42 protein-coding genes and 2 pseudogenes are annotated in these 22,887 nt (G+C 37.5%); 3 read left to right on the top strand and 41 right to left on the bottom strand.

Going from position 1 to position 22,887, the window contains the following annotated elements; genetic code table 11:
• The 41 genes from AAIB49_RS07565 to AAIB49_RS07765 all read right to left on the bottom strand — a co-directional run.
• Positions 1-577: distal tail protein Dit (locus AAIB49_RS07565; protein ID WP_343457673.1), on the bottom strand; the 577-nt coding region annotated here is incomplete at its 3' end.
• Between the two features lie 14 nt (positions 578-591).
• Positions 592-3,018 (bottom strand): phage tail protein, encoded by a 2,427-nt coding sequence (locus tag AAIB49_RS07570; protein WP_343457674.1) that lies wholly within the window; start codon positions 3,016-3,018, stop codon positions 592-594.
• Positions 3,019-3,354, bottom strand: a complete 336-nt coding sequence (locus AAIB49_RS07575; RefSeq protein WP_343457675.1) for a DUF5361 domain-containing protein — start codon at positions 3,352-3,354, stop codon at positions 3,019-3,021.
• A 35-nt stretch (positions 3,355-3,389) separates the two neighbouring features.
• Positions 3,390-3,653: a hypothetical protein gene (locus AAIB49_RS07580; RefSeq protein WP_343457676.1), complete on the bottom strand. Its 264-nt coding sequence runs from the start codon at positions 3,651-3,653 to the stop codon at positions 3,390-3,392.
• On the bottom strand, positions 3,653-4,231 hold the full coding sequence (locus AAIB49_RS07585) for a phage tail tube protein (RefSeq protein WP_343457677.1): 579 nt from the start codon (positions 4,229-4,231) through the stop codon (positions 3,653-3,655). The genes AAIB49_RS07580 and AAIB49_RS07585 overlap by 1 nt, the downstream gene beginning before the upstream one ends.
• 12 nt (positions 4,232-4,243) lie before the next feature.
• Positions 4,244-4,579 (bottom strand): hypothetical protein, encoded by a 336-nt coding sequence (locus AAIB49_RS07590; RefSeq protein WP_343457678.1) that lies wholly within the window; start codon positions 4,577-4,579, stop codon positions 4,244-4,246.
• A 1-nt stretch (position 4,580) separates the two neighbouring features.
• On the bottom strand, positions 4,581-4,817 hold the full coding sequence (locus tag AAIB49_RS07595) for a hypothetical protein (protein WP_343457679.1): 237 nt from the start codon (positions 4,815-4,817) through the stop codon (positions 4,581-4,583).
• The gene (locus AAIB49_RS07600; RefSeq protein WP_343457680.1) at positions 4,810-5,148 is read right to left on the bottom strand and encodes a hypothetical protein; all 339 of its coding nucleotides are present in this window, start codon (positions 5,146-5,148) and stop codon (positions 4,810-4,812) included. The genes AAIB49_RS07595 and AAIB49_RS07600 overlap by 8 nt, the downstream gene beginning before the upstream one ends.
• The gene (locus AAIB49_RS07605; RefSeq protein ID WP_343457681.1) at positions 5,135-5,530 is read right to left on the bottom strand and encodes a phage Gp19/Gp15/Gp42 family protein; all 396 of its coding nucleotides are present in this window, start codon (positions 5,528-5,530) and stop codon (positions 5,135-5,137) included. The genes AAIB49_RS07600 and AAIB49_RS07605 overlap by 14 nt, the downstream gene beginning before the upstream one ends.
• 12 nt (positions 5,531-5,542) lie before the next feature.
• The gene (locus AAIB49_RS07610; RefSeq protein WP_343457682.1) at positions 5,543-5,839 is read right to left on the bottom strand and encodes a hypothetical protein; all 297 of its coding nucleotides are present in this window, start codon (positions 5,837-5,839) and stop codon (positions 5,543-5,545) included.
• 12 nt (positions 5,840-5,851) lie between these two features.
• Positions 5,852-6,745, bottom strand: a complete 894-nt coding sequence (locus tag AAIB49_RS07615) for a phage major capsid protein (RefSeq protein ID WP_343457683.1) — start codon at positions 6,743-6,745, stop codon at positions 5,852-5,854.
• A gap of 6 nt (positions 6,746-6,751) precedes the next feature.
• The gene (locus AAIB49_RS07620) at positions 6,752-7,216 is read right to left on the bottom strand and encodes a phage scaffolding protein (protein WP_343457684.1); all 465 of its coding nucleotides are present in this window, start codon (positions 7,214-7,216) and stop codon (positions 6,752-6,754) included.
• Positions 7,217-7,356: 140 nt separating this feature from the next.
• Positions 7,357-7,815, bottom strand: a complete 459-nt coding sequence (locus AAIB49_RS07625; RefSeq protein ID WP_343457685.1) for a DUF5662 family protein — start codon at positions 7,813-7,815, stop codon at positions 7,357-7,359.
• Positions 7,812-8,099 carry a hypothetical protein gene (locus AAIB49_RS07630; protein WP_343457686.1) on the bottom strand — a complete coding sequence of 96 codons (288 nt, stop codon included), beginning with the start codon at positions 8,097-8,099 and terminating at the stop codon, positions 7,812-7,814. The genes AAIB49_RS07625 and AAIB49_RS07630 overlap by 4 nt, the downstream gene beginning before the upstream one ends.
• Before the next feature lie 14 nt (positions 8,100-8,113).
• Entirely contained in the window at positions 8,114-8,467 is a 354-nt protein-coding gene (locus tag AAIB49_RS07635) for a hypothetical protein (RefSeq protein WP_343457687.1), read from the bottom strand.
• Between the two features lie 33 nt (positions 8,468-8,500).
• On the bottom strand, positions 8,501-9,901 hold the full coding sequence (locus tag AAIB49_RS07640; RefSeq protein ID WP_343457688.1) for a hypothetical protein: 1,401 nt from the start codon (positions 9,899-9,901) through the stop codon (positions 8,501-8,503).
• Positions 9,902-9,915: 14 nt separating this feature from the next.
• Positions 9,916-10,635 (bottom strand): hypothetical protein, encoded by a 720-nt coding sequence (locus AAIB49_RS07645; RefSeq protein ID WP_343457689.1) that lies wholly within the window; start codon positions 10,633-10,635, stop codon positions 9,916-9,918.
• The gene (locus tag AAIB49_RS07650) at positions 10,625-11,854 is read right to left on the bottom strand and encodes a hypothetical protein (protein WP_343457690.1); all 1,230 of its coding nucleotides are present in this window, start codon (positions 11,852-11,854) and stop codon (positions 10,625-10,627) included. The genes AAIB49_RS07645 and AAIB49_RS07650 overlap by 11 nt, the downstream gene beginning before the upstream one ends.
• Positions 11,855-11,959: 105 nt before the next feature.
• Positions 11,960-12,361, bottom strand: coding sequence for an HNH endonuclease (locus AAIB49_RS07655; protein WP_343457691.1), 402 nt, complete (start codon positions 12,359-12,361; stop codon positions 11,960-11,962).
• Between the two features lie 71 nt (positions 12,362-12,432).
• Positions 12,433-12,993 carry a hypothetical protein gene (locus AAIB49_RS07660; protein ID WP_343457692.1) on the bottom strand — a complete coding sequence of 187 codons (561 nt, stop codon included), beginning with the start codon at positions 12,991-12,993 and terminating at the stop codon, positions 12,433-12,435.
• A gap of 235 nt (positions 12,994-13,228) precedes the next feature.
• Entirely contained in the window at positions 13,229-13,519 is a 291-nt protein-coding gene (locus AAIB49_RS07665; protein WP_343457693.1) for a hypothetical protein, read from the bottom strand.
• A 163-nt stretch (positions 13,520-13,682) separates the two neighbouring features.
• Positions 13,683-14,225, bottom strand: coding sequence for a tyrosine-type recombinase/integrase (locus AAIB49_RS07670; RefSeq protein ID WP_343457694.1), 543 nt, complete (start codon positions 14,223-14,225; stop codon positions 13,683-13,685).
• On the bottom strand, positions 14,222-14,668 hold the full coding sequence (locus AAIB49_RS07675) for an ArpU family phage packaging/lysis transcriptional regulator (RefSeq protein ID WP_343457695.1): 447 nt from the start codon (positions 14,666-14,668) through the stop codon (positions 14,222-14,224). Before AAIB49_RS07675 ends, AAIB49_RS07670 begins: the two co-directional genes overlap by 4 nt.
• A 104-nt stretch (positions 14,669-14,772) precedes the next feature.
• Positions 14,773-14,946 carry a hypothetical protein gene (locus AAIB49_RS07680; protein WP_343457696.1) on the bottom strand — a complete coding sequence of 58 codons (174 nt, stop codon included), beginning with the start codon at positions 14,944-14,946 and terminating at the stop codon, positions 14,773-14,775.
• Positions 14,947-15,153 carry a DUF3954 domain-containing protein gene (locus AAIB49_RS07685; protein WP_343457697.1) on the bottom strand — a complete coding sequence of 69 codons (207 nt, stop codon included), beginning with the start codon at positions 15,151-15,153 and terminating at the stop codon, positions 14,947-14,949. It lies immediately after the preceding gene.
• Positions 15,154-15,252: 99 nt separating this feature from the next.
• Positions 15,253-15,384 (bottom strand): hypothetical protein, encoded by a 132-nt coding sequence (locus AAIB49_RS07690; protein WP_343457698.1) that lies wholly within the window; start codon positions 15,382-15,384, stop codon positions 15,253-15,255.
• A gap of 60 nt (positions 15,385-15,444) precedes the next feature.
• Positions 15,445-15,639, bottom strand: a complete 195-nt coding sequence (locus AAIB49_RS07695) for a hypothetical protein (protein ID WP_343457699.1) — start codon at positions 15,637-15,639, stop codon at positions 15,445-15,447.
• 12 nt (positions 15,640-15,651) lie between these two features.
• A complete protein-coding gene (gene fbpA, locus AAIB49_RS07700; RefSeq protein WP_343457700.1) occupies positions 15,652-15,852 on the bottom strand; it encodes a Fur-regulated basic protein FbpA in 201 nt (66 codons plus the stop codon).
• Positions 15,849-16,325, bottom strand: a complete 477-nt coding sequence (locus AAIB49_RS07705) for an AP2 domain-containing protein (RefSeq protein ID WP_343457701.1) — start codon at positions 16,323-16,325, stop codon at positions 15,849-15,851. The genes fbpA and AAIB49_RS07705 overlap by 4 nt, the downstream gene beginning before the upstream one ends.
• Entirely contained in the window at positions 16,325-16,939 is a 615-nt protein-coding gene (locus AAIB49_RS07710; protein WP_343457702.1) for a dUTP diphosphatase, read from the bottom strand. Before AAIB49_RS07710 ends, AAIB49_RS07705 begins: the two co-directional genes overlap by 1 nt.
• Entirely contained in the window at positions 16,936-17,136 is a 201-nt protein-coding gene (locus AAIB49_RS07715) for a hypothetical protein (protein WP_343457703.1), read from the bottom strand. Before AAIB49_RS07715 ends, AAIB49_RS07710 begins: the two co-directional genes overlap by 4 nt.
• On the bottom strand, positions 17,133-17,447 hold the full coding sequence (locus AAIB49_RS07720; RefSeq protein ID WP_343457704.1) for a hypothetical protein: 315 nt from the start codon (positions 17,445-17,447) through the stop codon (positions 17,133-17,135). The genes AAIB49_RS07715 and AAIB49_RS07720 overlap by 4 nt, the downstream gene beginning before the upstream one ends.
• Positions 17,444-17,812, bottom strand: coding sequence for a hypothetical protein (locus tag AAIB49_RS07725; protein WP_343457705.1), 369 nt, complete (start codon positions 17,810-17,812; stop codon positions 17,444-17,446). Before AAIB49_RS07725 ends, AAIB49_RS07720 begins: the two co-directional genes overlap by 4 nt.
• An 11-nt stretch (positions 17,813-17,823) precedes the next feature.
• Positions 17,824-18,168, bottom strand: coding sequence for a hypothetical protein (locus tag AAIB49_RS07730; RefSeq protein WP_343457706.1), 345 nt, complete (start codon positions 18,166-18,168; stop codon positions 17,824-17,826).
• Positions 18,165-18,428, bottom strand: coding sequence for a hypothetical protein (locus AAIB49_RS07735; protein ID WP_343457707.1), 264 nt, complete (start codon positions 18,426-18,428; stop codon positions 18,165-18,167). The genes AAIB49_RS07730 and AAIB49_RS07735 overlap by 4 nt, the downstream gene beginning before the upstream one ends.
• Complete coding sequence (locus AAIB49_RS07740; RefSeq protein WP_343457708.1) at positions 18,428-19,438, bottom strand: replication protein; 1,011 nt, start codon at positions 19,436-19,438, stop codon at positions 18,428-18,430. The genes AAIB49_RS07735 and AAIB49_RS07740 overlap by 1 nt, the downstream gene beginning before the upstream one ends.
• 173 nt (positions 19,439-19,611) lie before the next feature.
• On the bottom strand, positions 19,612-19,848 hold the full coding sequence (locus AAIB49_RS07745) for a hypothetical protein (protein WP_343457709.1): 237 nt from the start codon (positions 19,846-19,848) through the stop codon (positions 19,612-19,614).
• 246 nt (positions 19,849-20,094) lie between these two features.
• On the bottom strand, positions 20,095-20,340 hold the full coding sequence (locus AAIB49_RS07750; protein ID WP_343457710.1) for a hypothetical protein: 246 nt from the start codon (positions 20,338-20,340) through the stop codon (positions 20,095-20,097).
• Positions 20,340-20,630 carry a helix-turn-helix domain-containing protein gene (locus AAIB49_RS07755; protein WP_343457711.1) on the bottom strand — a complete coding sequence of 97 codons (291 nt, stop codon included), beginning with the start codon at positions 20,628-20,630 and terminating at the stop codon, positions 20,340-20,342. Before AAIB49_RS07755 ends, AAIB49_RS07750 begins: the two co-directional genes overlap by 1 nt.
• Before the next feature lie 208 nt (positions 20,631-20,838).
• Entirely contained in the window at positions 20,839-21,150 is a 312-nt protein-coding gene (locus AAIB49_RS07760) for a hypothetical protein (RefSeq protein WP_343457712.1), read from the bottom strand.
• Positions 21,151-21,344: 194 nt separating this feature from the next.
• Positions 21,345-21,584 carry a winged helix-turn-helix transcriptional regulator gene (locus tag AAIB49_RS07765; RefSeq protein ID WP_343457713.1) on the bottom strand — a complete coding sequence of 80 codons (240 nt, stop codon included), beginning with the start codon at positions 21,582-21,584 and terminating at the stop codon, positions 21,345-21,347.
• A 210-nt stretch (positions 21,585-21,794) separates the two neighbouring features.
• On the opposite strand from AAIB49_RS07765, the pseudogene AAIB49_RS07770 reads away from it, so the two are divergent.
• From AAIB49_RS07770 to AAIB49_RS07780, 3 genes and pseudogenes are all read left to right on the top strand, one after another.
• Positions 21,795-21,938 (top strand): annotated as a pseudogene (locus tag AAIB49_RS07770) (helix-turn-helix domain-containing protein); the annotation flags it as partial.
• Positions 21,939-22,241: 303 nt separating this feature from the next.
• Positions 22,242-22,448, top strand: a pseudogene (locus tag AAIB49_RS07775) (immunity repressor protein); the annotation flags it as partial.
• A gap of 21 nt (positions 22,449-22,469) precedes the next feature.
• Positions 22,470-22,886, top strand: a complete 417-nt coding sequence (locus AAIB49_RS07780) for an ImmA/IrrE family metallo-endopeptidase (protein ID WP_343457714.1) — start codon at positions 22,470-22,472, stop codon at positions 22,884-22,886.
• Position 22,887 lies beyond the last annotated feature (1 nt).

The following is a 22,887-nucleotide window of genomic DNA, read 5'->3' on the forward strand; positions in this document are numbered from 1 at the left end:
CATATAGCACGCTTGTTTTTTCGTCCACCACTACAACATCATCATCAGCCGGTGTGCCAATTAGGTTATACTCCTCTGTTCCGTTCGAAATCATTGCAAACGTTGCCTTTTGTGTTGCGGTTAACTCTATAACCGGTTCAGCATCAGCTGTTCCTTTGTTTTCTACTATTCCGGAATCTTGGAATTCGTATGTTTTCTCGGGGCCGTATTTGTAGGGGTCAGCACAAATAAAAGTAATTTCCCCACGACCCGTCGAAAATATTTCATCCAACTCCAATTCACCATCTACCACGGCATAATAAACTCTATCCGGTTCATCTTTGAAAATCAGCTCTTTCGGTTCGTCATGAACGAGCCACTCCGCCATGTCTTCTTTTATTTTTTGTAAATCTTCAATGTTTTCGGCGTTTATTATTACGGGAACGACTATTTCTCTTATTTGTGTTTCTGTTCGTGATAAATAAGCTCCTGCCATTCCAGGAACTGTGACTAAAACTCTTGAAACTGGAGCCCACGCTGAGCGCCTACGCCCTGTTAATGGTATAAGGTAGTCTTTTTCAATTCCATTAAAAATCAAAGTATCACCGCCTTTTATGCAAAACTACCTCTTATTTTTTTGTTCCTTTCCTGCATTTCTGTAATCGTCGGCTCGATTACTCGACCAACTTCACGATCATCCATGACCAAAACCTTTCCTTCCCTCACTGCCACTATCAGTTCATCCAACTTTGTGATGACATCCTCATAATTATCGTTTGCGTAACGACTTGCTGGTTTGCTGAGTTTAAAACCCAACATTTCATTCATAGCCTTTTGCACATCATCAGTACCAGCCTCAATTCCCATCGATATGGTGCCGCCAAAGTTGAGTTTATCTAGGTCTTTTAACGGCCCTTCTTTAGCTGGCGAAAATGGTAAGAAGTTTCGCACTTTTTGTGTCACGCTTCCGATCGCATCAGTAACCTTTGAAATTGCACCTCTGATTCCATCCGCTATGCTTGTAACTATCCTTCTGCCCGCATCTTTGAAACGTCCAAAGAAGTTTTTAACTGCATTAAAAGCGGATGTCATTCCATTTGATACAGAGCTTCTCACACGATTAAAAGCATTCGACACAATACTTCGTAGCGAATTAAAGATGTTTCTAATGGTATTCCTGATACCATTTACAACGTTTGATATTACATTTTTTATGCCGTTCCAAATGTTTGAAATCACACTTCGAATGGCATTCATGATAGTTGTTACGGAACTCCTAACAGCTCCAAAACCTCTGCTAACAAGCCCTTTGACAAAGTCAATTGCGTACATAAAGGCTAATCGGACGGTTTCCCATTTATCTTTTATTACATTAATAAACGTCTTAGCAAAACCTTTTACTAACTTAACAATTTTTCCAACAAATGATAATTGAATAAAGTTCCAAATAAACTGAACCGCACCGGATAGAATTTTTTTAACACCGTCCCAAAGTGATGACCAGTTTCCCGTGAATAAGGCGGAGAAAAATTGAATAATTCCCGTGATGACGTTAATTGCTCCCTGAATTGCCCCTTTAATGGCTTCCCAAGTACCAACAACCAACGCTTTGATAACTGGCCATAACGCCTGCATGATTCCCCAAATTACATTCATTACGGTTGAAATAACAGTAGAAATGACATTCCATACGTTTTGCGCTGCCTGGAGTATCATTTGGCTGTTTTCCTGCCACCAAGTAACAAGCTGCCCCCAAATATCCATCACAAAATCAGATACAGCTTGAATTACAGTTGATATTGTTTCTTTGATTGTGTTCCAAACATTATGGACTAAATCTCTGAATCCTTCGTTTTCCTTATACAAAGTGGTGAATAATGCTATCAATCCGGCTATTACGCCAATCACCGCTAAAACTGGAATCGAAATCGAACCTATAGCTCCTCCAACAATTCCAGCAGCTGCTTTCACTAAGCCAAAACCTTGAACTAAGGTCATTGCTATAGATATAACCTTACTTAAGGCTAATAAAGTTGGGCCAATCGCTACAGCGATTCCTGCTAATGTCAAAATTAACTTTTTGGTATTGCCATCTAAGTTAGTCCACCAGTTAATAGCGTTTTTGACAGATTCGACAATTGTTGCAAAAACATTTCTTAATGTTTCGCCAGTATCTCTTGCCCATTCTTTCAGACCTTCTGAATTTCTTAAGTAATCGAGAAACTCCGCTAATCCTTTTTTACCGTCTTCGAATAGACCTTCAAGCAGCGCTTCTCCGATTATACCAATGTTTGCTAGTACGTTATCTTTGAGACCGCTCCACGTTTCGGCGTAAGCAGCAGACATACCGCCTGCGTATCCTTCCATAACTGCCAAAAAGTCGTCAACACTGACTTTCCCTTCCGAAACCATTTTCCGCATTTCTTCCGGAGCAACACCTAAGTGCTTGGCTAATGCTTGGGAAAATCCCGGTAAACGATATTCAATCATTTCAAGTTCCGTTCCCATTAATTTACCTGTACCTTGAATCCGGTTGAATATCTGTGCCATTTCGCCCATTGGAGCGTTTGCTCCAGTAGCAGCATCTCCAACAAGTTTGATATAGCGTTCCAAGTCAGCGCCTTCTTTTACACCTGCTGCAAGTGCTCCCGCCGCAACGTTAGCCGCATCAGCCATCGTGTGTGTTGTACCTTGCACAGCGTTACGTGCATTTTCCATCACGATTTCGAGCTGCTTTCCTTCCACTCCAAGACCTTTTAATTTTGCTTGTGCATTATCCATCCCTACAAGACGCCTAAATCCCAGCGCACTAACCACGCCAGCCACAGCGGTCGCCGCACCCAAAGCTGGTGTAGTGATGTATTTTGTCATTGTACTACCAGCTTTACTTAGGGAATTGGAAATTGCGGTTGCGATACTTTTCCCTGCTGATTTTCCTGCGGACAGAGCTTCAGGACCTATTGCTTTTTGGATACTTCCACTGATTCCTTTTGCGGATGGCATAATTTGAACGTAGGCTTTTCCTAATTCAGTAGCCATTTACTCACCTCCTAGACGCTTTCTAGCTTTCTCGAACTCCTCGCCAGAATGAAATGCTTCGACATCATTTTCTTGTTTTGTCTTTGTAAGTAAATTCGTAAGCATTTGAGGACGATTTCTGCCTTTCTGACCGTCCTTTGTTTGGAACCAAACAAGCGTACTCAATCTGTCAGCTATCGCCGCTAAAAGCATGATGTCAAACGGTACGGTTTGCCCGCTTAGTTTCATTTTGATTCGTGAGTTTTCTCGTAAACCTAAAGAAAAAACAGCCACCTTTGTTGGAGGCAGCTGTTTGTAATCATATATTTGATATGTTTCCGCAAGGTCACAAATCAATGCGTCTTCATCGACGTTTATCATTCTGGCGAGGGTTAGGAGTTTTTTGTTTCTTTTTGGTTCTCAAAGATTTCCATGATTTCTTGAGACATTTTTTCCGTTGAAACAATCCCGTTTTTATTGCGGCAATGCTCTTTCAGTTTTTCGGTTTGCTCTTTTCCGAGCAATAAATTAACCATTTTTGGGAATAATAACGGATTTTCTTGAGCTTCTGCGATAATCTCTACTAATTCGTAGTTATCAAGGTTTTCTTTTGGAAATTTATACTTAAATCCTGATTTCGTTTTTCCTTCAATCATTATCCTTCAACTCCTCCGCCGTTTTGCGTTGGTTTTTGAATATATTCATAGTGCGTATTTTCCTCTTCGTCCGGGAATGCTGTTGTAGTAATTTCGTACCCCACTGCCTCTGCGTCACTATAAACAATTTCGCCAATTTCCGTTGTTTTTCCACGCGGAATTACCACTCGTTTCAGAACTCCGCCTTTTAGAACCATATCAACTACAATTGTTCTTTCCTCTGCTTCTTTGTTGTTTGCTTTCACCGTGATTCCTGTATTTAAATCACCTGTTACGTTGTCGTCACCATACACAAATTTTAGGACGTCAACATTTAACCCTTCGATAAGCCTATACGTAAAAGTGTCCGATTTACTTGTTTGTGGCGATAATACTACATCTCCGCCCCACGCTTGGATATTCTCAGACTCGGGACTGTTTTCGTTTGTTAATCCATCCTCTGAAATGTAACCTAAACTTTTAAATGCTGCGTCTAATTCGGTTATTGCGTTGGTTGGCAAAGTTGTACCTAATGGCGCAGAATAAACAGCTCCACCAATTTTGGGTTTTGCCGTCGAAACATTAGCTGCGTTACTCATATTTTATACCTCCTAATAATATCGAATATCATATATCGCTTGATAACGGTATTCTTTGGTTGATGTGTCTGTAAAGTTGTAATCGCTGTTGAGAGTGAGACCCCTTATGTCATCAAGTTCAATCAAACTTTCTACTGCAGTTTTCACTTCTTCGTTTAATACTGCAGCTTGATATAAGGATTGCCCGTAAGATTGAAATGCAATTGTTGCTGATGGCAGATGATTGCTTTTTCCACTTGATGTTTTCTCTAGTACGACATAGTCCCCTGTTTGAGCACTTGGTTTTTCTGTAAAAACTGGTACAGATAATTTGTTTTCTAAAAAGTTCTTAACAATTATTTCGATCAATCTACTTCACCGACTTTAACATTGTATTGTTTTTAAGGTTATCCGATTGAGCTTGTGGAGTGCTCGGATAGACTCGCGCATTTGCTCTGTTTTTACCAACGTGCATATCTTGTTCGTACCCTGCGCCACTCCGATTTTTAATGTTTGTTGCATACCCTTTTAATACATCTTGCATGGGCTTTGATTTCATTAATTCCGCTACACCTTTACGGTTCAATTCAAACTTTTTTTTACTCATAGCGCTCTACCATCACCTTCTTATTCCAATCTAGTGGGATTAGATGATCTATACCCTCAGTCGGAATGCCAAACGTCCGCCATCGTTTACCAAAGAATAACACCTCGGCATCTTCCCAATTGTTCGTATCGCCTTTAGGAATAGCCAAGGTGTAAACTGCTTTTTTACCATCAATATTTAACTGATTAACAATGTCATCCGTTGATGTTGGACTTACAAGTACGTTATCGACTTCAATTTCTACATCCTCTTCAATTGGAGTGCCGAACGGGTCTCTGCCTACTTCCTTTTTATTAATTAGGGTGACTGTGATGCCTTTAATCGTTGCCATAAAAATCAATCACCCCATAACGCTGTTTTCGCAATCCTAGTGCTTTTAATTCATCACGTTTGATAAACAATCCACCACCAGGAGTAAGGAACGTGCCTGAAACAGTATAACCTAATGCAGATTCGGAATACTGAGTCATCGGCTCTTTATTGGTAGATGTCATCAAAGTGCGAGCAACTATATCGACGGTTACAGATTTAACAACATCCTTATAAGCAGCGCTATCCTCAATCATCTTATCAATGTCTTTGCTGACCTTTTCAGCTTCTAATCGCAAACGATTTGAAACAACCGGCAGCAAGGATTCAGCGCGTTTTTCTTCTTCAGGAGACATTGGTCTCCATAAAGCTGTTAAATCCTCTACAGTTGCAAAAGCTGTCATACTAACACCGCCTTATCCAATAGCTTTAACGATTGCAGCAATTCGCGTATCCTTATTTTTCTTATCTTCTGTTGTAAGCTTGATACCTTGTTCTTCTGCAAATTTTTCTAATTCTTTATTTGTCATTGATTCTAGATCGATTTCTTCCTCGAAATATTCTTCATTCTGATTTTCATCCGTTTTTTGATCAGCGTTTTTTGAAGAATCATCTTCTGTTGTCGCTTTCGCTTTTACTTCTTCCCAATTTTCACCGTGAATTTTAAAGGGACTATCAATGATAGCCCCTGTCTGAGTGTTTTTGTACCTCATTACAAGTCCCCCTTATTCAGATAGTTCCACAACACGTGCGAACGATTCAGGATCCAATATTCCCCATCCTAAGAACAATTCCGCACGGATGTAAACTTGGTTATACCCTTTTAGGTCTAAACCGGAATTGTCCGGATCACCGTACTGAATAACTTCCAGTGGAATTTGTTTAGCGTAACCCCATTTAAACCCATTTTGGAAATCACCAACATAAGCACGTGCGTTGTCTGACATATCAGATACTGTTTTGTTCACGTCCACAGGCAGACCGTTTATTGAACCAGGTGCGTTACCCCAAGCAAGCTCTGGGAACATTGGGTTGCCTTGCTGGTCTTTTTGTTTAGCTAATGCAGAACGAAAAGTAGAATCGATTGCCATACCTGTAACGTCTCCGTTAGATCCATGTACTAAAGCGATAGCAGATTCAACAACTCCATTTGCATCACTCATGCCTAACGGCGCTTCTACAGCCTGTGTTACTGCTGCATCAAAGTTATTATCACCGATAACCGCTGACGCAGTACCAGTACGTGGATTGACACCATGAAATGCCATTAAATCTAAACCCCGTGCTGCTTTTTTGGCAAATCCATCGTTAAACGCTTTAAGGATATTAATTTTTTCTTCATCAGAAGCATACAAAAACTCATCTGATACACGTGCACCGTACTCTACTTTGATAGGAATGATGGTTCTTGGTGCAAGTGATATACCACCGTGAGATTTTTTACCGGATTCCGCAACAACATCAACCTCGTTATCCATCGTGAAAACAAACTCTTTCTGTCCATTAAATGGAATTGGTTTTTCTTGAGATAATCTTGCTAGAGATGACTTTCCTTGTACTTTTTCCACTAAATCAGTTACTAATTTTGGATCAAATAATGTTCCTCGTTCTAAAACCATAGTTAATTACTCTCCTTTTAAATTTAAGTTTTGTAGCGTATTGGCATATGCTTTATCTTCCGAGTCTACTTCAGGAGGCTCCGTAGGCTTTAATGGCAGTGGTGGTTTTTTGTTTACAAAACCGGCGATTTTCTCAGCATCAGCTTTGATTTCTTCTTCTGTTTCACCGCTCAACCTTCCCGCTAACTCCAACGGAATACCTGCTTTAACAGCAATTGATGTTTTTAAATCTTTAAGCTTATAAGATTCGACTTCTTTCTTTAATTCTTCGAGATTACTTAATTCATCATCTTTGGTTTGTAACGTGTTTTGTAGGTCTTTGAGTTCCTGTTCCAGTGTGGCTTTGGTATTTTTCAACTCTTCGTAGTCCTCTGCCGGCTTGACTGTTTGAATTGCTTTACCATGTTCAGCCATCACTTTATCGATTACTTCTTTTTCCAAACCTAATTCTTCTAAAAACTTTCTATTCATAATGAATTACCTCCAATTTTAGTTACGATTTGTTAACGCAGTTACGTCTGCGACTAGCTTTAATAGTTAACGTCCATAAATGCTAAAAAGACGAAAAAACGCATAATAAAAACACCTAACGCTTGTCTGCTAGGTGCATATTAATCAAATAAAGTAACGCTATTCTTAAATATTTCTTTAAGCTCATCTGAATAATTGAATCGTTTCTGGTTAATTTCTATTGATTTTCTAATATCACCGTCATCATGTCTTAATGTTGCCGCCTTCCAATCACAAATCATTTCAATTATGTCTAACAAATCCATACCCTGAATTCCGTTTGGATAATGCTCTGGATGATGACTGTTATTTTCGTAATGATGCTTTAGTGCTTTTTGCATGCCTTTAAGATTTTCGTTATATTCATCTGATCCATAGGTGCTTTTCGCTAATTTCGGGGTGTATTCAGTGAATATTTCAATCTCTGGACTTTCAAGTTTAGATTTGTCATGAACTCGACCTCTTTCTTCAAGTTCGACTATAAACCTATTTAGGCACTTTCTAACTTGGTTAATGTGTTCAATTGTGTCTTTTCTACAATCATCTTTTGTGTAGCTCACCTCAACAACTCCTTGACTTTTTTTATTATTTTACTTATTTTTCCCTCGCCTTTGTTTACTTTCCATATAAAATGAATACCGTTATCTATCACATAATTTGATGTCTTGTAGTCTTTGCCTTTGAATTCTTGGAAGTATCCATATTTCAGAATATCTTTCTCATCACTTCTTAAAACGGTATCTTGATCAATTTGGCGGTGTATAGCTTCTTTTGTGTTTCCTTTATATGCGCCTTCTCTTCCATCGACACAACCGAACTGAACTTCATATTTAACACCATCCATTGTCTCACCACCTCTCAAATATAAGCAATACTCTCAACTGCCTGTTCCTCAAATGTGCTGTATATTTCATTATCATCATTAAAATGCTCATTGATTGGTGCAAAATGGAGATGCAGCAACTCATGTACCAAGTCATTTTCCATATCACGCTCACCCATTACATCATCGGGATAATCAATAGGATCTAATATTTTTACGCTTGCCATTTTCTTGCTTAAAGTATAATCAACACATGCACAAGTATCTTCCATCATATCCTTACCTCTAGAAATCTGTACTTCAACAATCCAATCTTGAAGCCTTAACTTTTCTTGCCAGTATTTCAGCCTTTCCTGGAGCTCTTCCTCATTTAGAATTACCTCTGCCATTTAATCAATCCCTTTCGGATAACGATTGCCAATTTAATATCTAACTTTTTGTTTTTTAGGCGGCTTAGCTTCTGAACAAGCCCAATGTGCTAGTATCATAGATTCCATTAATGCTATGTCATTTTCTTCAATCTGCGACCGGTAACCAAAACCACCGTTTGTTCCAATATTACGCTTTTCACAGTTGGTGACTACTTGAAATAATGACGGTTGACTCTTATGTGCTATCGTTTGTTGAAATAGTGCTTGTTCAAACATGGAGTTTGCTACAATGATTTCTTTTACAGTTGGTAAAATAGGTTTCTTTAATCCAGCTTGTTTCATTGCTTCGGCTAAAATATTTTGACCGTTCGCACCATCAATTACCACTTCTTGGACATCCGCATTTTGTAAAAAGTGTATGATCCATGCGTGACCGTTTCTGATACTTTGACAATCGATAGACTCTACAAACGTGTTATCATCTTCAGTTTTAACAGCAATGCTTAATGCTATATTTGTTCCGTCATAACCGTATTTAATACCAGCAAATAACTTGCCTTTAAGCTTAGGCAGCGTATCGACGTGTAAATCTTTCCATTCGTTTTCAGAGATGGCGGATTTCTGGTTGTATTGGATCCATAAACCCAAGCGCTGGATATTAAAATCAATATCATCGTCGCCAACCTCAGCTTGAATATTACGTTCAGTTACCCTTAAACCCAAACTAGGATTTGTTTGATACCAAAGGTCTTTATCTCTAACATCAGACTGCTTGTCGACACTCCATTCTGCCCAACCAGTATCTTCAGTGCTACCATGTAATGCATTTTTTCTTAGCCTAGTGAATACTGTGCCACTTGATATTGGAGTTGGTGGTGTACCGGTATAAATAGTTTGAGGGTTGGGGCTTGCTGAAATTGTATACGTCAAAGCAGAACGTTGGTCGTCTGTATATTCTTGGGCTTCATCAATAATCAATAAATCAAAACTTTCACCTAAACCACCAGTTGATGTACGAGTTCTAAAATCAACACGTCCACCATCTGCTAACTCAATGCTTTCACGACCAGTAGCTTTGATTTTATGAAAGTCCTCTCCTTCTTCTAGCCCGCTTTCTTCTAGTATGGCTAACAAACGATTAAAAGCAGCTGCACTTGTTGTTGTCCGATGTGCTGTATGTAGGATTTTTAACCCTTTTTCTAAACCGTATCGTTCAACAATTCCTATAATCTCATTTTTACCATTTTGACGTGGGACGGAGTACCCAAAGTGCATATGTGTCCATAAGCCTTCGTTGTTTATAGCTAAGATGGCATTGACAATAAATTTTTGCCAATCAAATGCTTTGCGACCTGACTCTTCATACAATTCAATTGCCTCATCGCCCATCGATTCTTCATAAGGTAAGATTAATGATTTTGTAGGAGTTTGTTCCCCGATTCTCACAGCCATCTAGCAACATCCTTTCAATTACCACTCCATTCTTTTGACCAGACATTTTGCCTGCGTATTTCTTCCGAGTCTCCCGGGTAATACTCGACAACACATCGACACCTATCATGTCGTTTGTAAACACCTTCAGGCACGTCTGGATATTTATAAACACCTTCCATCGAACGACACCAGTCACAAGGTGGGTTGCCGTGAGCCGACCTCATTATTCGTGGGCCTAACCCCGATTCCCCTTGAAATTCAACGTTAGTTTTGATGGTATCGTCGACAACTGATTGCGTGAAGTTTACGATTGGTTCTTGTAAAATCCAAGCAACCTTATCAAATTCTTCTTCTGCTACAACACGATTTATAATACTATCGATTCTTAATTGATTAACTGGCGGCTCAATGCCTCTTAATCCTAAGCCAACAGATCTATTTAATTGCTCTTGTATCTGAGATGAAACTTGAGCGACTATGATATGATTGTTTCTTAGCGTCGGATTCAGCACCCTTTCAGCAATGTTGTAATACATTTTGCCATCAGGTAATGTCTCTGATTTGATATAAACTTGAAAAGTTCGTGCTAAGGCTTCACCGACTTCAATAGCGTATTCATTCGCTTGTTTATAAGTTGCAGTTCCGTTTTCAATCATTTCTTGGATTCTTTGCAACTTTACACTTCTCCTAATTGCAGCATTAAAATCCCTTTGAATGTTTTCTAATAATTCCGGTACGACATCAGTTACCATCGTTTTCACCATCGATTCCTGTTAAATCACGTAAATTACCATTTCCAAAATAGCCTGGAATTGCTTGATTAATTTTAACTGCGCCATCACCAATAAGCGATATGGTAGATGCATCCGGTTTAAATACTGGCTCCCATTTTGCTTTTGTTTGATACAACTGGCTACGACTGTAAGGATGATTATCTCTCAACGATGCAGCTAAATAACCGACATTTAAAAACCCAGAACTAAAATCACGTTGAGCCTTTTCTGCGGCCAACCTTAATGTCTCGTGACTTGCTTTTATTGCTTCAGCACTCGATGGGTTGTCACTTGGAAATCCTAAATCATCTAACGTTAAACCTGTTTCACCAGCAAATCCCGAAGCTGCTGTTCGCAATTGCTCTACAAAAGGCGACATTGATGGAACAGTAAATTGACCTAGTGTTGGTTTGTCTCCGGCATCATCTTTTGTAAATTCTAAGAATGATGAAATAGTCGCTTTCCAATTATCCATTGCCTCAGAATCTTGGGACGTACCAACAACATACTTTTGTGGCCAAGAATAGAACTCCGCTGTAATATCTGCACGCTCCAAAGTACGCTTAGCATATTTTTGATAATAAATCGCTGAAGGAGTAATTCTCGACCTCCCAAAAGGCTTACTTGAATCAGGACGATGGATAATTGGCACCAAAAGAGGAGCAGGTGCATTGTTATCTACTGATCTATATAAATCTCCATTTACAAAATGGTCAGTTCTACCAGTTACAAAGTATAATTCTTCTTTTGGTTTTCCGTATTCATCTCTTGAGAGTACCGCATATCCTTCTGTTAACAATCTAGTCACTGGATCTAGTATGCCTGTCGCTTCCGAACCTTGAATGACCTGTAAACGAGGAATATCATCATCGCCTTCAGAAATGTAAATAAAACTACATGAGTTAATTAATGATGATAACTTAGCATCATCAAAAAGAATGTCTGCACTATTCATCTGAAATATCTCATTGATACCAAAATTATCATTAGCAAACTCACGGAATACCAATCTATCTGCCAAACTATCAACCGCTTTTGCTCCCCAACCTAATGTTGCTTTGTATTGCTGCCTTAAATTGTTCGGTATTGTGATACCAGGACTAACATCATGGTTTTTCATATCGTAAATCTTCTGACGGTATAAAGCACCTTTCCTATATAGGTCTAATTTAGAGCGTAAATAATCGATTCCTTTCACGTTTTCACTCCTTCCTAGGGGTAGGTATTAATCGCGCGAGAAAATTTGCACAGTGACAGCGTGAAGGCCAATTAGATGGTGAGGGAGGGTGGTATGCCCCCCTATTTAATTTACCTTCCTTTTAATCTTAATCACTGTCTTTTTATTCCCTTTGTTTTGTTGTGTTTTGTTACTGTTATATTCTGTCCATTTCATGCTTTGAGGTAAATTTCTATTGCCAATCACTTGTTGCTTAGTCTCATGACCTTGCTTGAATATCTTATCTGACTTCTGTCTATTACATGCCCAATGAGATAGCTGAAGGTTATCTATATCAGATGGGTGTCCATTCTTAGCAACAGGAATGATGTGGTCAATGGTCGCACTCATTGGGTGTGGGCTCTTTAATGAGAAGTCTACCGGATGCCCGCATATACCACAGGTGTTTTGTGTTGCAAAGATACGCTTCTTATTACGTTCATAATTAGCCCGGTGGGATCCTTTTTTATCTGCACGTGTGTAGGTCATTGATATCACTCCATTAAAAAAGACACCTACATTTAAGTAAGTGTCTTGATTTTATTGGTTTGGTTTATTTATTATTTTACATTAACGCTAACATCTGCGCTGCTAATATCCATAAAACCTTCATCCAATATCATCAGTTTGAATTCAAGGTTTTCGTTTAATTCTGGTAGTTCCTCATCTAAAGCCATAATAGACATCTTAGCGTTTGATTTTTTACCACCTGCTACCGTTTCACTAAAGAACACCATATCATCCACCATGAAGCCATCAATAGAAACTTCATGAGCCTGTACTTCTATCGTTGCATCTGTTTTGTTTTCGATTTCTAAATTGATGTTATGCTCATCACCGAATACATCATCTCTTACTGTTTCAATTCCTTTAAGAATTACAGTTGCATTCTCATCGTCTAATAATACTTCGTCGTATGTAGCTGATTCTGTTTCTTCAGTTTCTTCTGCCGCTTCTTCCGCTTCTGTCTCTTCTCCATCAGCGTTTTCGTTATTGGTTTCTGATGATTTGTTCGAAGATTCAACTGTATCAACTGATTTCTCTTGCGTTTCAGTTTCTCCACATGCAACCAAGACTACAGCGACTAGAATCGACAACATAAGTAATAGTAATTTTTTCATAATATTAATTCTCCCCCTAAATTATTATGGGTATATTATCTTATAAGTTACCATTATATGCAAGGAATCTTTAACTAAACAAACCACCTACCAATTAATATTTGAATAGGTGGTTTATTAGCAAATTGATTTGGCAATCTAAGCAATTTCTACCTACTACCATATTACCTCTTATTTGCTATTATGTTCTTTCTTTTATCTGTCATTTGTCTGTCATTAATTTGAATATATCAACCTACCATTTGTTAGAACGCTTTCTATTTAATCGAAATAACTTCTTAGCGTATTCATGCATATGATCTATCGGTTTATCTCTTATGATGTCTGAGACGTCCTTCCCTACAACCTTTCGATTTCCTATTCTATGACCTCTCTCATTCAATACTGTTGCAACCTTATTTACATTTTCAATCAATACATATTCATATATCGCTTCTTTTTCGAATGTATCAGCTTCATATGTCTCAATCATTTCAATGTAATCTTCTAGCTTCTTTATTTCCTCTCTAGCTTGTTCAATGTTCACCTGTCTCAGTCCCTTATTCTTATATTTACTACACTATAATAGATAGACTGTTGCACTCGACCACTTGTCAAAACGCTTGGTATTATTGGTTTTATTGCCATTCTAAATGTGAGTGCACGCTATCCATTTTTATGGTGATATTATTGGTTAAAAAAAGAAAACGTCATATGCGATACTTATCCATAGCGTCATCTAAATCATCCTGATTAATACCAATATAACGTTTAGTAACATGTTGGTCTGAATGATTAAATAACTCTTGAAGCATGGCGATATTTTTAGTCTGTTTGTAAAAATGGTATCCAAACGTTTTTCTCAATGTGTGAGTACCAATCTCCGTTAAATTAACATGCTCTGCAGCGTCTCTTAGAATCCTATATGCTGTCGACCTATCAATCGCCTTATTTCCTCCCTGACGGCTTTTTATGACGTAATCCCCGTCATTCAATTTCTTTGCATATGGCACAATCTCTTTTTTGATATAACCAGGTATCTTCACACGCTTCGCCTTTGTTGTCTTGGTTTCCTTGATGTGTATATGAGTTTTTAGTAGGTCTTCTTTTTTAAGCTTCAAAATATCAGATATCCTCAGACCTGTTGATATTCCAAGAAGAAACATAACGTAATCACGTTCGTTCTTCATTTTTAGATATGCTTTTATTTTATCGAGTTTCTCTAGATCCCTTATCGGCTGAACAAAATTCAACTTGCCTCACCACCTTCCTCTATATAGACTTCTATACGTAAGATTAAGGCTAACTTATAGAATGCTCTGGATTTAATTCTGTAATATTTGCTTTCACTAAAACCTAAATCGTTATATACCTCGTAATCATAAACTTCATCACCGGTAAGATAACGCTGTATGATAAGCGAACGCTCCTGATAAGCCAATCGATTAACAGCCCTCTGAATTCGTCGGATGAACTCTTTACGTTTCCTTTCTATGTCCAGTCGTTTGATCGCAGTATCTTCTGTGCTTGAATGAAACTGATTACTTGGTGTAGACGATACTAATTTAAACTGCGATGTGATTTTAGGCTCATTCTCTTCCGGATCCATTAACAAGTACATTCTATATTTCTCTAGCTCTTTTTCTACCGCATCTCTAGTCGCTACTTTATCAATAGTTGCTAATTCAAATGACATTTGCATACCCCCAACACCCCACATATTAGTTTGTAAAATGCAAAAGGACACCAACGAGCGCAAATTTACGCTTGTTAGTGTCCAGTCGGTTCTTCCGTAATGGACTATTCGATATAATCTAGATCAGGATTTTTACTTCTTGCCTTTTCTATATCAAACCAATGTTCTTCACTTTGAACATCTTGTTTCGGAGTTTCTTTAACATACCTTTTGTATGCTCTTTCAGATAGGATAACCCTTGTGCCATTTTTAAAATTAATTATCCAGCCACTTTTCACTCAAATCACCTCCTGCCCCTCAATTCTCAATCGCTCGCTACGATCTATATCCAGCACTTTACCATTTTTCCAAATAATGAGGTCTTGTCCAAAATCTTTTGCTGTAACCTTTGTTAATTGCCCGTCTTGCACTATATAAACCGCATTTTCCGTTAAATCAATGTTGATATGATGTTTATGCATTTTTTTATTTGCTATCTTATCCACTTCAAGACCCCCCTCGTTGTTATAGAGCTTTTTTATAGCAAGAATCACATAAGCAGCTTTTCTTGTTTTGTGGTTTTACACGACATTCTTTACATGTTTTCATTCCCATACCCTCCAACCATTTTTAATTTTCTTTTTCAGCTCTTGCCACTGGAAGTATCCATAAATCCAAACCTTTTGACCATCTTCCACCCGATATAACATGTAATTTCCATGACGGAGTTTTTTCACAAGATCCCTCCAAAGACTTTTTTCTAAACGAGCAAATTCTATTATCCTAGCACCTTTATCTTAAAGTCGCTTATAAATTGCCTCATAATACTCGTCATAAGTAGTTGTCACGTACTTATTGCGCTTGTTAAAGTGCTTGTTTGGGATAGATACTTTTTCGATTCGCTTTACACACTCAAATCCTGCCTTTTCTTTGTCTATGCATAGTAACAAGCACTTTCTTTTAGTTGATGCCCTAACTACGCTCACTGTCATAATCAGCACCCCTTATTTTTCTGCATATGCTTTAGCAGCTTCATTTTGCGCTTCAATATATGTCCATTCCAAGGTGTATAAACTGACTTCTTCTAGCTTTCTTCCATCGCTAGTTTTATAGACTTCCATGTTGTGCAATTGCCTGATGAGATATTTCTTGCGCTGACTGACTTCTGTAGCTTTTAGCTGTTTGTCAATCGCTTCTAGGCTCAATATCCATTCACCCCTATTTCATTTAATCTAGCAAATTCTCCAAAATATTCATTAGCTGCTATGTTGTAAGCGATAGCCGCATCCTCTTCTCTATCAAAATACCCTAGGCTTAATTCCCTTCCGTTTACCACTATCCTAGCTCGATAACGCCCTGTCTTTTTATGGAGTGAGACACCTTTATACTTAGAAACACCACGTGAACTGCTGTTTATAACATTTTCTCTTATAGAAACGATTCTAAGGTTTGATTTTCGATTGTCTAAAGTGTTTCCGTTAATGTGATCAACAATTTCTCTAGGTTTAGCATTTATGATGAATCTGTGTAAATATATGGTTTTACCGTTCGCGACTCTTCTAGCGTATCCCTTATCTTTCGGACTTTTCCTAAAATACCACTTCAGTTTGCTTAGCCATTCATAATCTTCAGCATCAACGAAGGTTACTTTTCCTTGAGTTAAAGGGATTTCTCTCATTAATATCCCTCTCTTTGCCGTTCATGATTCACCTTATTTTTCTCAAGATATGCTTGTTCAATTTGCTCCCCGGTGAAGCCTAAAGTTTTACCCAAACCAATGAAATTGCTTAGAATTTCCCCATAATAAAATTGTTTGTGTTCTCGACCAGATACTACACTAAATTTCGATATTTCTTTGAATATAACTCCAAACATTGTCAGAGCTGTCTTTTTATGTACCAAGTAAGGTTTAACTTTTTCAAACCCCAACTCCAACCCAATACTCAAAATAAAATGTAAGCAATCAACGTATTCTTCTAGGAGCGGGTTTGTTTCTCCCAATTTTTCCGTTCCGTAACACTCTGGACATGGTGTCATGTAATCATAATGTTCAGGTCCTATCTTGTCATATCCTGTTGTGTCACAAGTAGGGCATAAATGTTCAATTAACATATTGGGTTTTTGATTCTTACTCCAAAACTTAAACCCTCTCCACTCTTGACAAAGCTCTCCCAGTTCTACTTGAAGGGCTAAGATTTTTTTAGGTAATAAATCCTGACCTTCAAGTCCTTTCTCCTTGACGATATGTTCATCTAGTTTGCGTTGTAATTCGAATAATTCATTTAAATTCAATTTTCATTCCCCCCGTTTTTCTTTAACTGTTTACGTAATTTCTTAATCTCGCTTTTTAGATATTTAACTTCTACCGATTCGGATGGTTTAAAGCTAATATTCATGCTATGTAGCAACGTGTTTAGCTTAGGGATAGATATGGTCTTTTGATGTTTCAAGGCGTGTTGTAGCTGCGCTTTTGCTTGTTCGTATTTCAATCATCATCACCCTCCAACGCTTCTCGTGCTATTCTATCTGCGTAATCGGCATAGCGACCTCTTGACATTTCTTGTGGAGCATTTACTAACTTTTCCAACGCTTCACGATATCGTTTGTTTTGTTTTCTGAGTTTTCTTCCACGTTGATGCAGTTCTTTATTCACTGCTTTATAATCTTCTACCGTTTCTTCCAACTCCTGCACTCGTTCGGCTTGTTCTTTTGCGTAATCTAAAAGTTCCTCAATTTCGCCCGAGTATCTGATGGAATAGGGCAATAACTCTATAATTTCCTGCAGCTTATCTTCCCTCATTCTTCATCCTCCAATGCTTGACGTGCTTTTTCTCCGCTATCAAAATAAATAATTGGAGGAGCATATTCGTCATTTGAAATACAAATACCATCAGCATCATATTGGGCTTCACTGATTAGCTTTTCTTTATAATGTTCTTCATCCGCATAAAACTCCAATGCCTGTTTGTAGCGTTGGTTTTCTTCTACAGTTCGATCGTGAATATCAGATAATGTTTCAAATCGTTCTTCTAGTTCTTCTTTCTTGGAAGCTTCCACTAAAAACCATTCGTATTGTTCTTTAGTCAACTCATAGCTTTCCAATTCATCAGTAATTCCGTTAAATACTGGTATTACTTCTTCCATGATTTCTTCTAATTTAGTCACCTTTACCCCTCCTAACCATCTAATTCTCTAGCTTTATCAAACTGTTCCTGCGTTATTTCAATGTTTACAGGAGTGTAATGCTTCAACCATTCTTCTACATCAAAATTAATTACTGCATCGTCTCCGAATCGCTCGCGCATTGTTTTTTTATGATTAATGCTAGTCTGTTTTAGTTCTTCTAAATCCTTGTCACCAGGAGATTCAAAATCGTCTCTCCAAATCATAAAAGCACATTCAATATCTTCCATTAGCACATCTAAATTTTCATCCGACCAATCTCCGTTTTCAGGTCCATTTGCTAGATAACGATCTTTATTCTCTTTGTTTTGGAATACTATTACAGGAACTTTGTTCATTCTTTACCCCTCCTATAAGCAAATGGTCTAGTTAATTTACCTTCATCAGCCAGTATCAATAATGCGTATATAATTTCCATTACAGGTCTACCGAAGGTATCTGCTATATCCTCAACACAATGTCCTTCCTCATGGAATTCTCGTATCTCTTCTAACACTCCGTTAGAGAAATAAGTGTCATATTCCTTTGTTACATCGATGATCCGGCTATTCGCCATTTTCTGGGCATTGTTTTGCACTTTGCGCTGTAAGATAGCCATCAACTACCACCTGCACTTCGTTTATATTGTTCTAACATGGCAGCAACATCCTCTCTGCTTGCCTCGGGTTCAGGATTCGGTAGATTGTTAGATTGCTTTTTGCGGTCTTTGAACCAGTCTGGGACGATTTCGCTTGGCTTTTGTTGATAAGGGCGAAACTTATTATTGTTTTTCTTTCGCTCCTGGAATTCTTTAGTCAATCTATCTACATCATTGAGTGTTCTAGCGCCTTTTTGGTACCAATCTCTTAAAGTATTGTTGATATATTTCCAATTTAAGACGTTGTTTAGCATTGCTTCTTCCATTGCTCTGATCACAATTTCCGTAGATAAGTCTTTTTCCCAGTCTTGTATTTTTTCGATAATCAACGGGTTGATTCTCCCTATATACTGGTCATAAAAAATCACAGCGTCCTTCTTTTCTTCTTCTTCTTTTCTTTTAATGTCTTTAATTATTAATGTCTTTAATAATGTCTTTAGAGACGCTCTATTGATTGTCCTGACTGCGTTCCCGGCATGTGTCGGTAAGTATTTTACTAACTTAGTAGTAAGTATTTTACTTACCAACTTACTCTTATAAGTAAGTGTTTTACTTACCTTTTCGGGTTTCGGAGTATCTTCAACAGTAAGTGTTTTACTTACTTTTTTTCGAGCTAAATTTTGATGAATTAGCTCAGAAAATTTATCATCGTCCCAATTTTTGTTAGGTGTAATTTGCCAAAGGTGATAGTCTTTATTAATGCTAAAAATCATAGTTGTCTCGTCCCAATTTAATACAGCACAATCGCGCAAAAACTTAAGTTCCTTCTTTACGTCTTGCTTATACATCCCTGCCAACTCAAGTAAGTTGAACTTATCAATCTTGCAATCCTTTTGACCTGTACCATAGGATAATCGCCAAATAAATAGAATTAAGTTCAATTGGCGCTTGCTGAAATTCCTTCTTAATATTTCGTTCCATAACTCATTGGCTATTCGAATATAGCCTTTTTCAGTTTGCGGACTAGCCACCCTATCACCTCCGCACTTTTTGTATTTTGAGATCGTTTCTATCACATTCCGCAAAACCATTTTTTACTCGTATTAAGGTATAATGAGGATAACGCTGCATATACTCTTTAGTAAGGGCAAGTACCTCTTTTTCACTTTTCTGACCCTTGAAAATATACTTAGGAAGTAACACTTTATAAGGTACAAACATTGTTATCCTCCATATTTTTCAAAACAAATTGATAACATTCGGTGATATTTTTAAATCCTTCATGAATATCATTTGAGGATACTTCATATATTCCCAAATTGTTTAAATGGACTATCAAACTACCTAGCTTTATTTGATTTCCTTTTTTCAATTGCTTTAGTTTCAAATAAAAAGGATCAGCATCTAAACCTAGGTAGTCATAAATCATCGTTTGAATCATATACATTTGCTCCCTTAGTAGATTAATAGAATTAAGGAAACCGAACCCTTGTTTTAAAAAGGTTTGAATGTTAAAATTAAATTACTATTCGATATCCTGACTCGTACGTGCGGTAACACGTCGGGTCATTTTTTTGCTTTTTTTAGTCGGAATTACTTTATTGATAAAACATAAATACTTAGTGTTCATAACAGTTCACCCATCACTATAAAAAAAGCTAACAATATACCGAACCACGCTAATCCATTATCGTTTACTTTGTTCATACATCTTGCCTCCTTGTTTGATAATTAACCAACTATCATGTTCTAACTTTCTATTTTTTAGAGTCTCTAACTCTTTTACAGACCTTGCAGCATTTTCTAAATATGTTAATGCTTCTGCATAATTGCCGTTGTTGAATTGTATAGTTGCTATTTTTGAGCAATATAGAGCGCAGTTTACTTCTTTAATAGCTAATTCTTGATCGTTTGGTAAAAAGTCTTTAATCATTAAAAACACCACCCTAGAATAATAGTTCCTGCAGCTGGTAAAAAATCAACTAAGATTTGTGCTGCACTTGCAATATCGATGTTGCATGCCATGGCTATCAGCATATCTTGAGAGTTTGTTTCTTGCACCCATCGGAGAAAGTCTTTCCCCCTAATCTCCAACTTCCCACTTTCTAACTTGGAGATATTGCTCCGAGACATATTTAGTTTTTCTGATAGCGCTTCTTGGCTTAATTTAGCCCTTCTTCGCATTTGCCTTAGTTTATTTGACAAATCTGCTAATCCTTCCACTTGTTTCACCTCCCTTCAATGTTCCACGGTGGAACTTGTGCCGAGAGTGAACAGTCAATCTGTGAAGTATGTACTATTATGTAATTACCGACCCCCACTCGGTATTTGAGATGTAGCAAGAATGCCTAATAAGTGTCATAGTTTAACAATTAGTTACCGCATTTTTCGCAAATTAACGAAAAAGGTAGCGCTAATGCGCCAATGGTATTCAGTTAAAGTATCGAAACTTCATCGCTTCGAATGCTATTTTTTTGTTGTGGTCGTCAAGATAGTCTAAATCGCTTAAATTTACTTTGTTGTTTTCGTTATAAAGATGCAAAGCAAGATAGAGCATAAACTTTTCTGATTGACTCCATGGCGCTGCTGCCCTTTTTAGTGCAACAGTTTTAATCAATCCGTTTTGGAAATCAAAATATTTGGTTGTAAATAAAGTTTTTAGCTTATAGTGGTTTTGAAACAAGTGGATTAGACCTTTCCAATACTTGTCCGTCGCATATGCTGCTGGAATAGTCGCTGGCATTGATTTCACCTCCTTGTGATAATTTCTTGCGCTTTCTCTCATTGGCGATTCGGATTACATCATCCACAAGGAGAGAATAGAATCGTTGGGTTTGTTCTTCATTTAGTTTTATTCGAACTCCTTCTGCCATGATCAACACTCCTTTGTGAATGTATATGCGAAAAACACATTTAATATTTTCTTTGCCTGTTTAGTTAACTACACATTTTAGTTAAAAAAAATAAATCATCGAATTTTTTGTCTGGAAATGCATTTAGTACTCCCGTGATTAAGTTTTCACCAGGTGAACAGTACTCTGGGTGATTTTCTGGTAGTTTCGCTCTCCACAGACGACTACGAGATATACCTAATTGCTTAGCTAACTCTGTGTCATTCCAGCCCTTTTCTGCTTGAAGAGTTTCCAATATATCAACTCTTAATTTTAGTTTTTTCACCGTTTCACCTCTTCCTTGTGCAATTCTAAATGTGTTTCGCTCTCTACACAAATTAGTATATACCATGTTGTGTAGTTAATGCAACAGTTTTTTAAATAAATTTGTATTCAACTACACACTTTTATTGTTTCATGCACGAAACAATATTGATAAAATATATATATAGTCTATGTTCAGGTGGTATGTAAAATGGAATTAAAAGAATTTGGAATGTTTTTAGCTAATAAAAGAGAAGAAAGTGGATTTGATAGCCAAAGACAGCTCGCATTAGCTAGTAAGGTTAGTAATGGTACAATAGCTCGAATAGAAGCTGGTACCCAAAAGGCATCACCAGAAACATTAAAAAAACTGGCTCCGTTTTTAAAAGGCGTTGAATATGAAGACTTGTTGAAAATGGCAGGGTATCTTGAAACTGACTCTGACAATGAGAAAATGAAGCCAGGGGTAGTAAATGATGATGCTATCATCCCAAAAGGAACTACTGTTAGATATGGGGCCTACGATGAAATTTTAGAAGAAGATACTCGTTTAAGTACGATTAAAGAAAACTTAAAAAATCAATATCCAGTAACTGAATATGGAGAATATGTATATTTAGAAGATTTGGGTGTCTTGTCTCCCATGATAATGGCCAAGAAAAAAGGTGCTCTAGTTGAAGGGAAAGACGAAAAAGACATAGCAAAACAAATGAATAAAATTAAAGAGGATCTAACAAAAGGGGATGGGTTAAGTTTTAACGGAGAACCGTTGAGCGAGGAAGCTATTGAATCTCTTTTAGAGGCTATGGAGTATGCTGTTAGACAAACTCAACGAATAAATAAAAAGTACATTCCTAAAAAATACAGAGATAGCAACGAACAATAAGGGGATGCGGGGCGATTAGTATTGGGATGGATTAAAGAGATTGTACATGAACTGCAGAAAAAATATAAGACTAATGATCCATTTGAATTAGCAGAAAGCATGAATGTTCATGTAGTAATGTGGGATTTACATGAAGATATAAACGGCTTTTATAAATACGACAGAAGGAATAAATATATTTTTTTAAATTCTAATTTAAGCAGCGTTATGCAGCGTTTTGTCTGTTGTCATGAATTAGGACATGCTGTTCTTCATCCTAGGTCGAATACACCATTTTTAAGAAAAAATACGTTGTTTTCCATCGATAAAATTGAAGTGGAGGCAAACACCTTTGCCGTTGAAATGCTGATACCAGATGAAGTGTTAGAGGGCAAATCAATCTATGATTTAGCAAAGCTTCACGGTGTACCTAGTGAGGTTGCTCATTTAAAGAAATAGA

It is taken from the genome of Ornithinibacillus proteolyticus (assembly GCF_039581225.1).
In the GTDB taxonomy this organism is placed as follows: Bacteria; Bacillota; Bacilli; order Bacillales; family Amphibacillaceae; genus Ornithinibacillus; species Ornithinibacillus massiliensis.

Bases quoted from the DNA above. Each gene is read 5' to 3' on its own strand.
- AAIB49_RS07570 (WP_343457674.1), bottom strand. From the start codon at position 3,018: ATGGCTACTGAATTAGGAAAAGCCTACGTTCAAATTATGCCATCCGCA.
- AAIB49_RS07580 (WP_343457676.1), bottom strand. From the start codon at position 3,653: ATGATTGAAGGAAAAACGAAATCAGGATTTAAGTATAAATTTCCAAAA.
- AAIB49_RS07585 (WP_343457677.1), bottom strand. From the start codon at position 4,231: ATGAGTAACGCAGCTAATGTTTCGACGGCAAAACCCAAAATTGGTGGA.
- AAIB49_RS07595 (WP_343457679.1), bottom strand. From the start codon at position 4,817: ATGAGTAAAAAAAAGTTTGAATTGAACCGTAAAGGTGTAGCGGAATTA.
- AAIB49_RS07600 (WP_343457680.1), bottom strand. From the start codon at position 5,148: ATGGCAACGATTAAAGGCATCACAGTCACCCTAATTAATAAAAAGGAA.
- AAIB49_RS07605 (WP_343457681.1), bottom strand. From the start codon at position 5,530: ATGACAGCTTTTGCAACTGTAGAGGATTTAACAGCTTTATGGAGACCA.
- AAIB49_RS07610 (WP_343457682.1), bottom strand. From the start codon at position 5,839: ATGAGGTACAAAAACACTCAGACAGGGGCTATCATTGATAGTCCCTTT.
- AAIB49_RS07615 (WP_343457683.1), bottom strand. From the start codon at position 6,745: ATGGTTTTAGAACGAGGAACATTATTTGATCCAAAATTAGTAACTGAT.
- AAIB49_RS07620 (WP_343457684.1), bottom strand. From the start codon at position 7,216: ATGAATAGAAAGTTTTTAGAAGAATTAGGTTTGGAAAAAGAAGTAATC.
- AAIB49_RS07630 (WP_343457686.1), bottom strand. From the start codon at position 8,099: ATGGATGGTGTTAAATATGAAGTTCAGTTCGGTTGTGTCGATGGAAGA.
- AAIB49_RS07635 (WP_343457687.1), bottom strand. From the start codon at position 8,467: ATGGCAGAGGTAATTCTAAATGAGGAAGAGCTCCAGGAAAGGCTGAAA.
- AAIB49_RS07640 (WP_343457688.1), bottom strand. From the start codon at position 9,901: ATGGCTGTGAGAATCGGGGAACAAACTCCTACAAAATCATTAATCTTA.
- AAIB49_RS07645 (WP_343457689.1), bottom strand. From the start codon at position 10,635: ATGGTAACTGATGTCGTACCGGAATTATTAGAAAACATTCAAAGGGAT.
- AAIB49_RS07655 (WP_343457691.1), bottom strand. From the start codon at position 12,361: ATGACCTACACACGTGCAGATAAAAAAGGATCCCACCGGGCTAATTAT.
- AAIB49_RS07660 (WP_343457692.1), bottom strand. From the start codon at position 12,993: ATGAAAAAATTACTATTACTTATGTTGTCGATTCTAGTCGCTGTAGTC.
- AAIB49_RS07675 (WP_343457695.1), bottom strand. From the start codon at position 14,668: ATGTCATTTGAATTAGCAACTATTGATAAAGTAGCGACTAGAGATGCG.
- AAIB49_RS07695 (WP_343457699.1), bottom strand. From the start codon at position 15,639: ATGACAGTGAGCGTAGTTAGGGCATCAACTAAAAGAAAGTGCTTGTTA.
- AAIB49_RS07705 (WP_343457701.1), bottom strand. From the start codon at position 16,325: ATGAGAGAAATCCCTTTAACTCAAGGAAAAGTAACCTTCGTTGATGCT.
- AAIB49_RS07720 (WP_343457704.1), bottom strand. From the start codon at position 17,447: ATGAGGGAAGATAAGCTGCAGGAAATTATAGAGTTATTGCCCTATTCC.
- AAIB49_RS07730 (WP_343457706.1), bottom strand. From the start codon at position 18,168: ATGAACAAAGTTCCTGTAATAGTATTCCAAAACAAAGAGAATAAAGAT.
- AAIB49_RS07735 (WP_343457707.1), bottom strand. From the start codon at position 18,428: ATGGCTATCTTACAGCGCAAAGTGCAAAACAATGCCCAGAAAATGGCG.
- AAIB49_RS07745 (WP_343457709.1), bottom strand. From the start codon at position 19,848: ATGATTCAAACGATGATTTATGACTACCTAGGTTTAGATGCTGATCCT.
- AAIB49_RS07750 (WP_343457710.1), bottom strand. From the start codon at position 20,340: ATGATTAAAGACTTTTTACCAAACGATCAAGAATTAGCTATTAAAGAA.
- AAIB49_RS07760 (WP_343457712.1), bottom strand. From the start codon at position 21,150: ATGCCAGCGACTATTCCAGCAGCATATGCGACGGACAAGTATTGGAAA.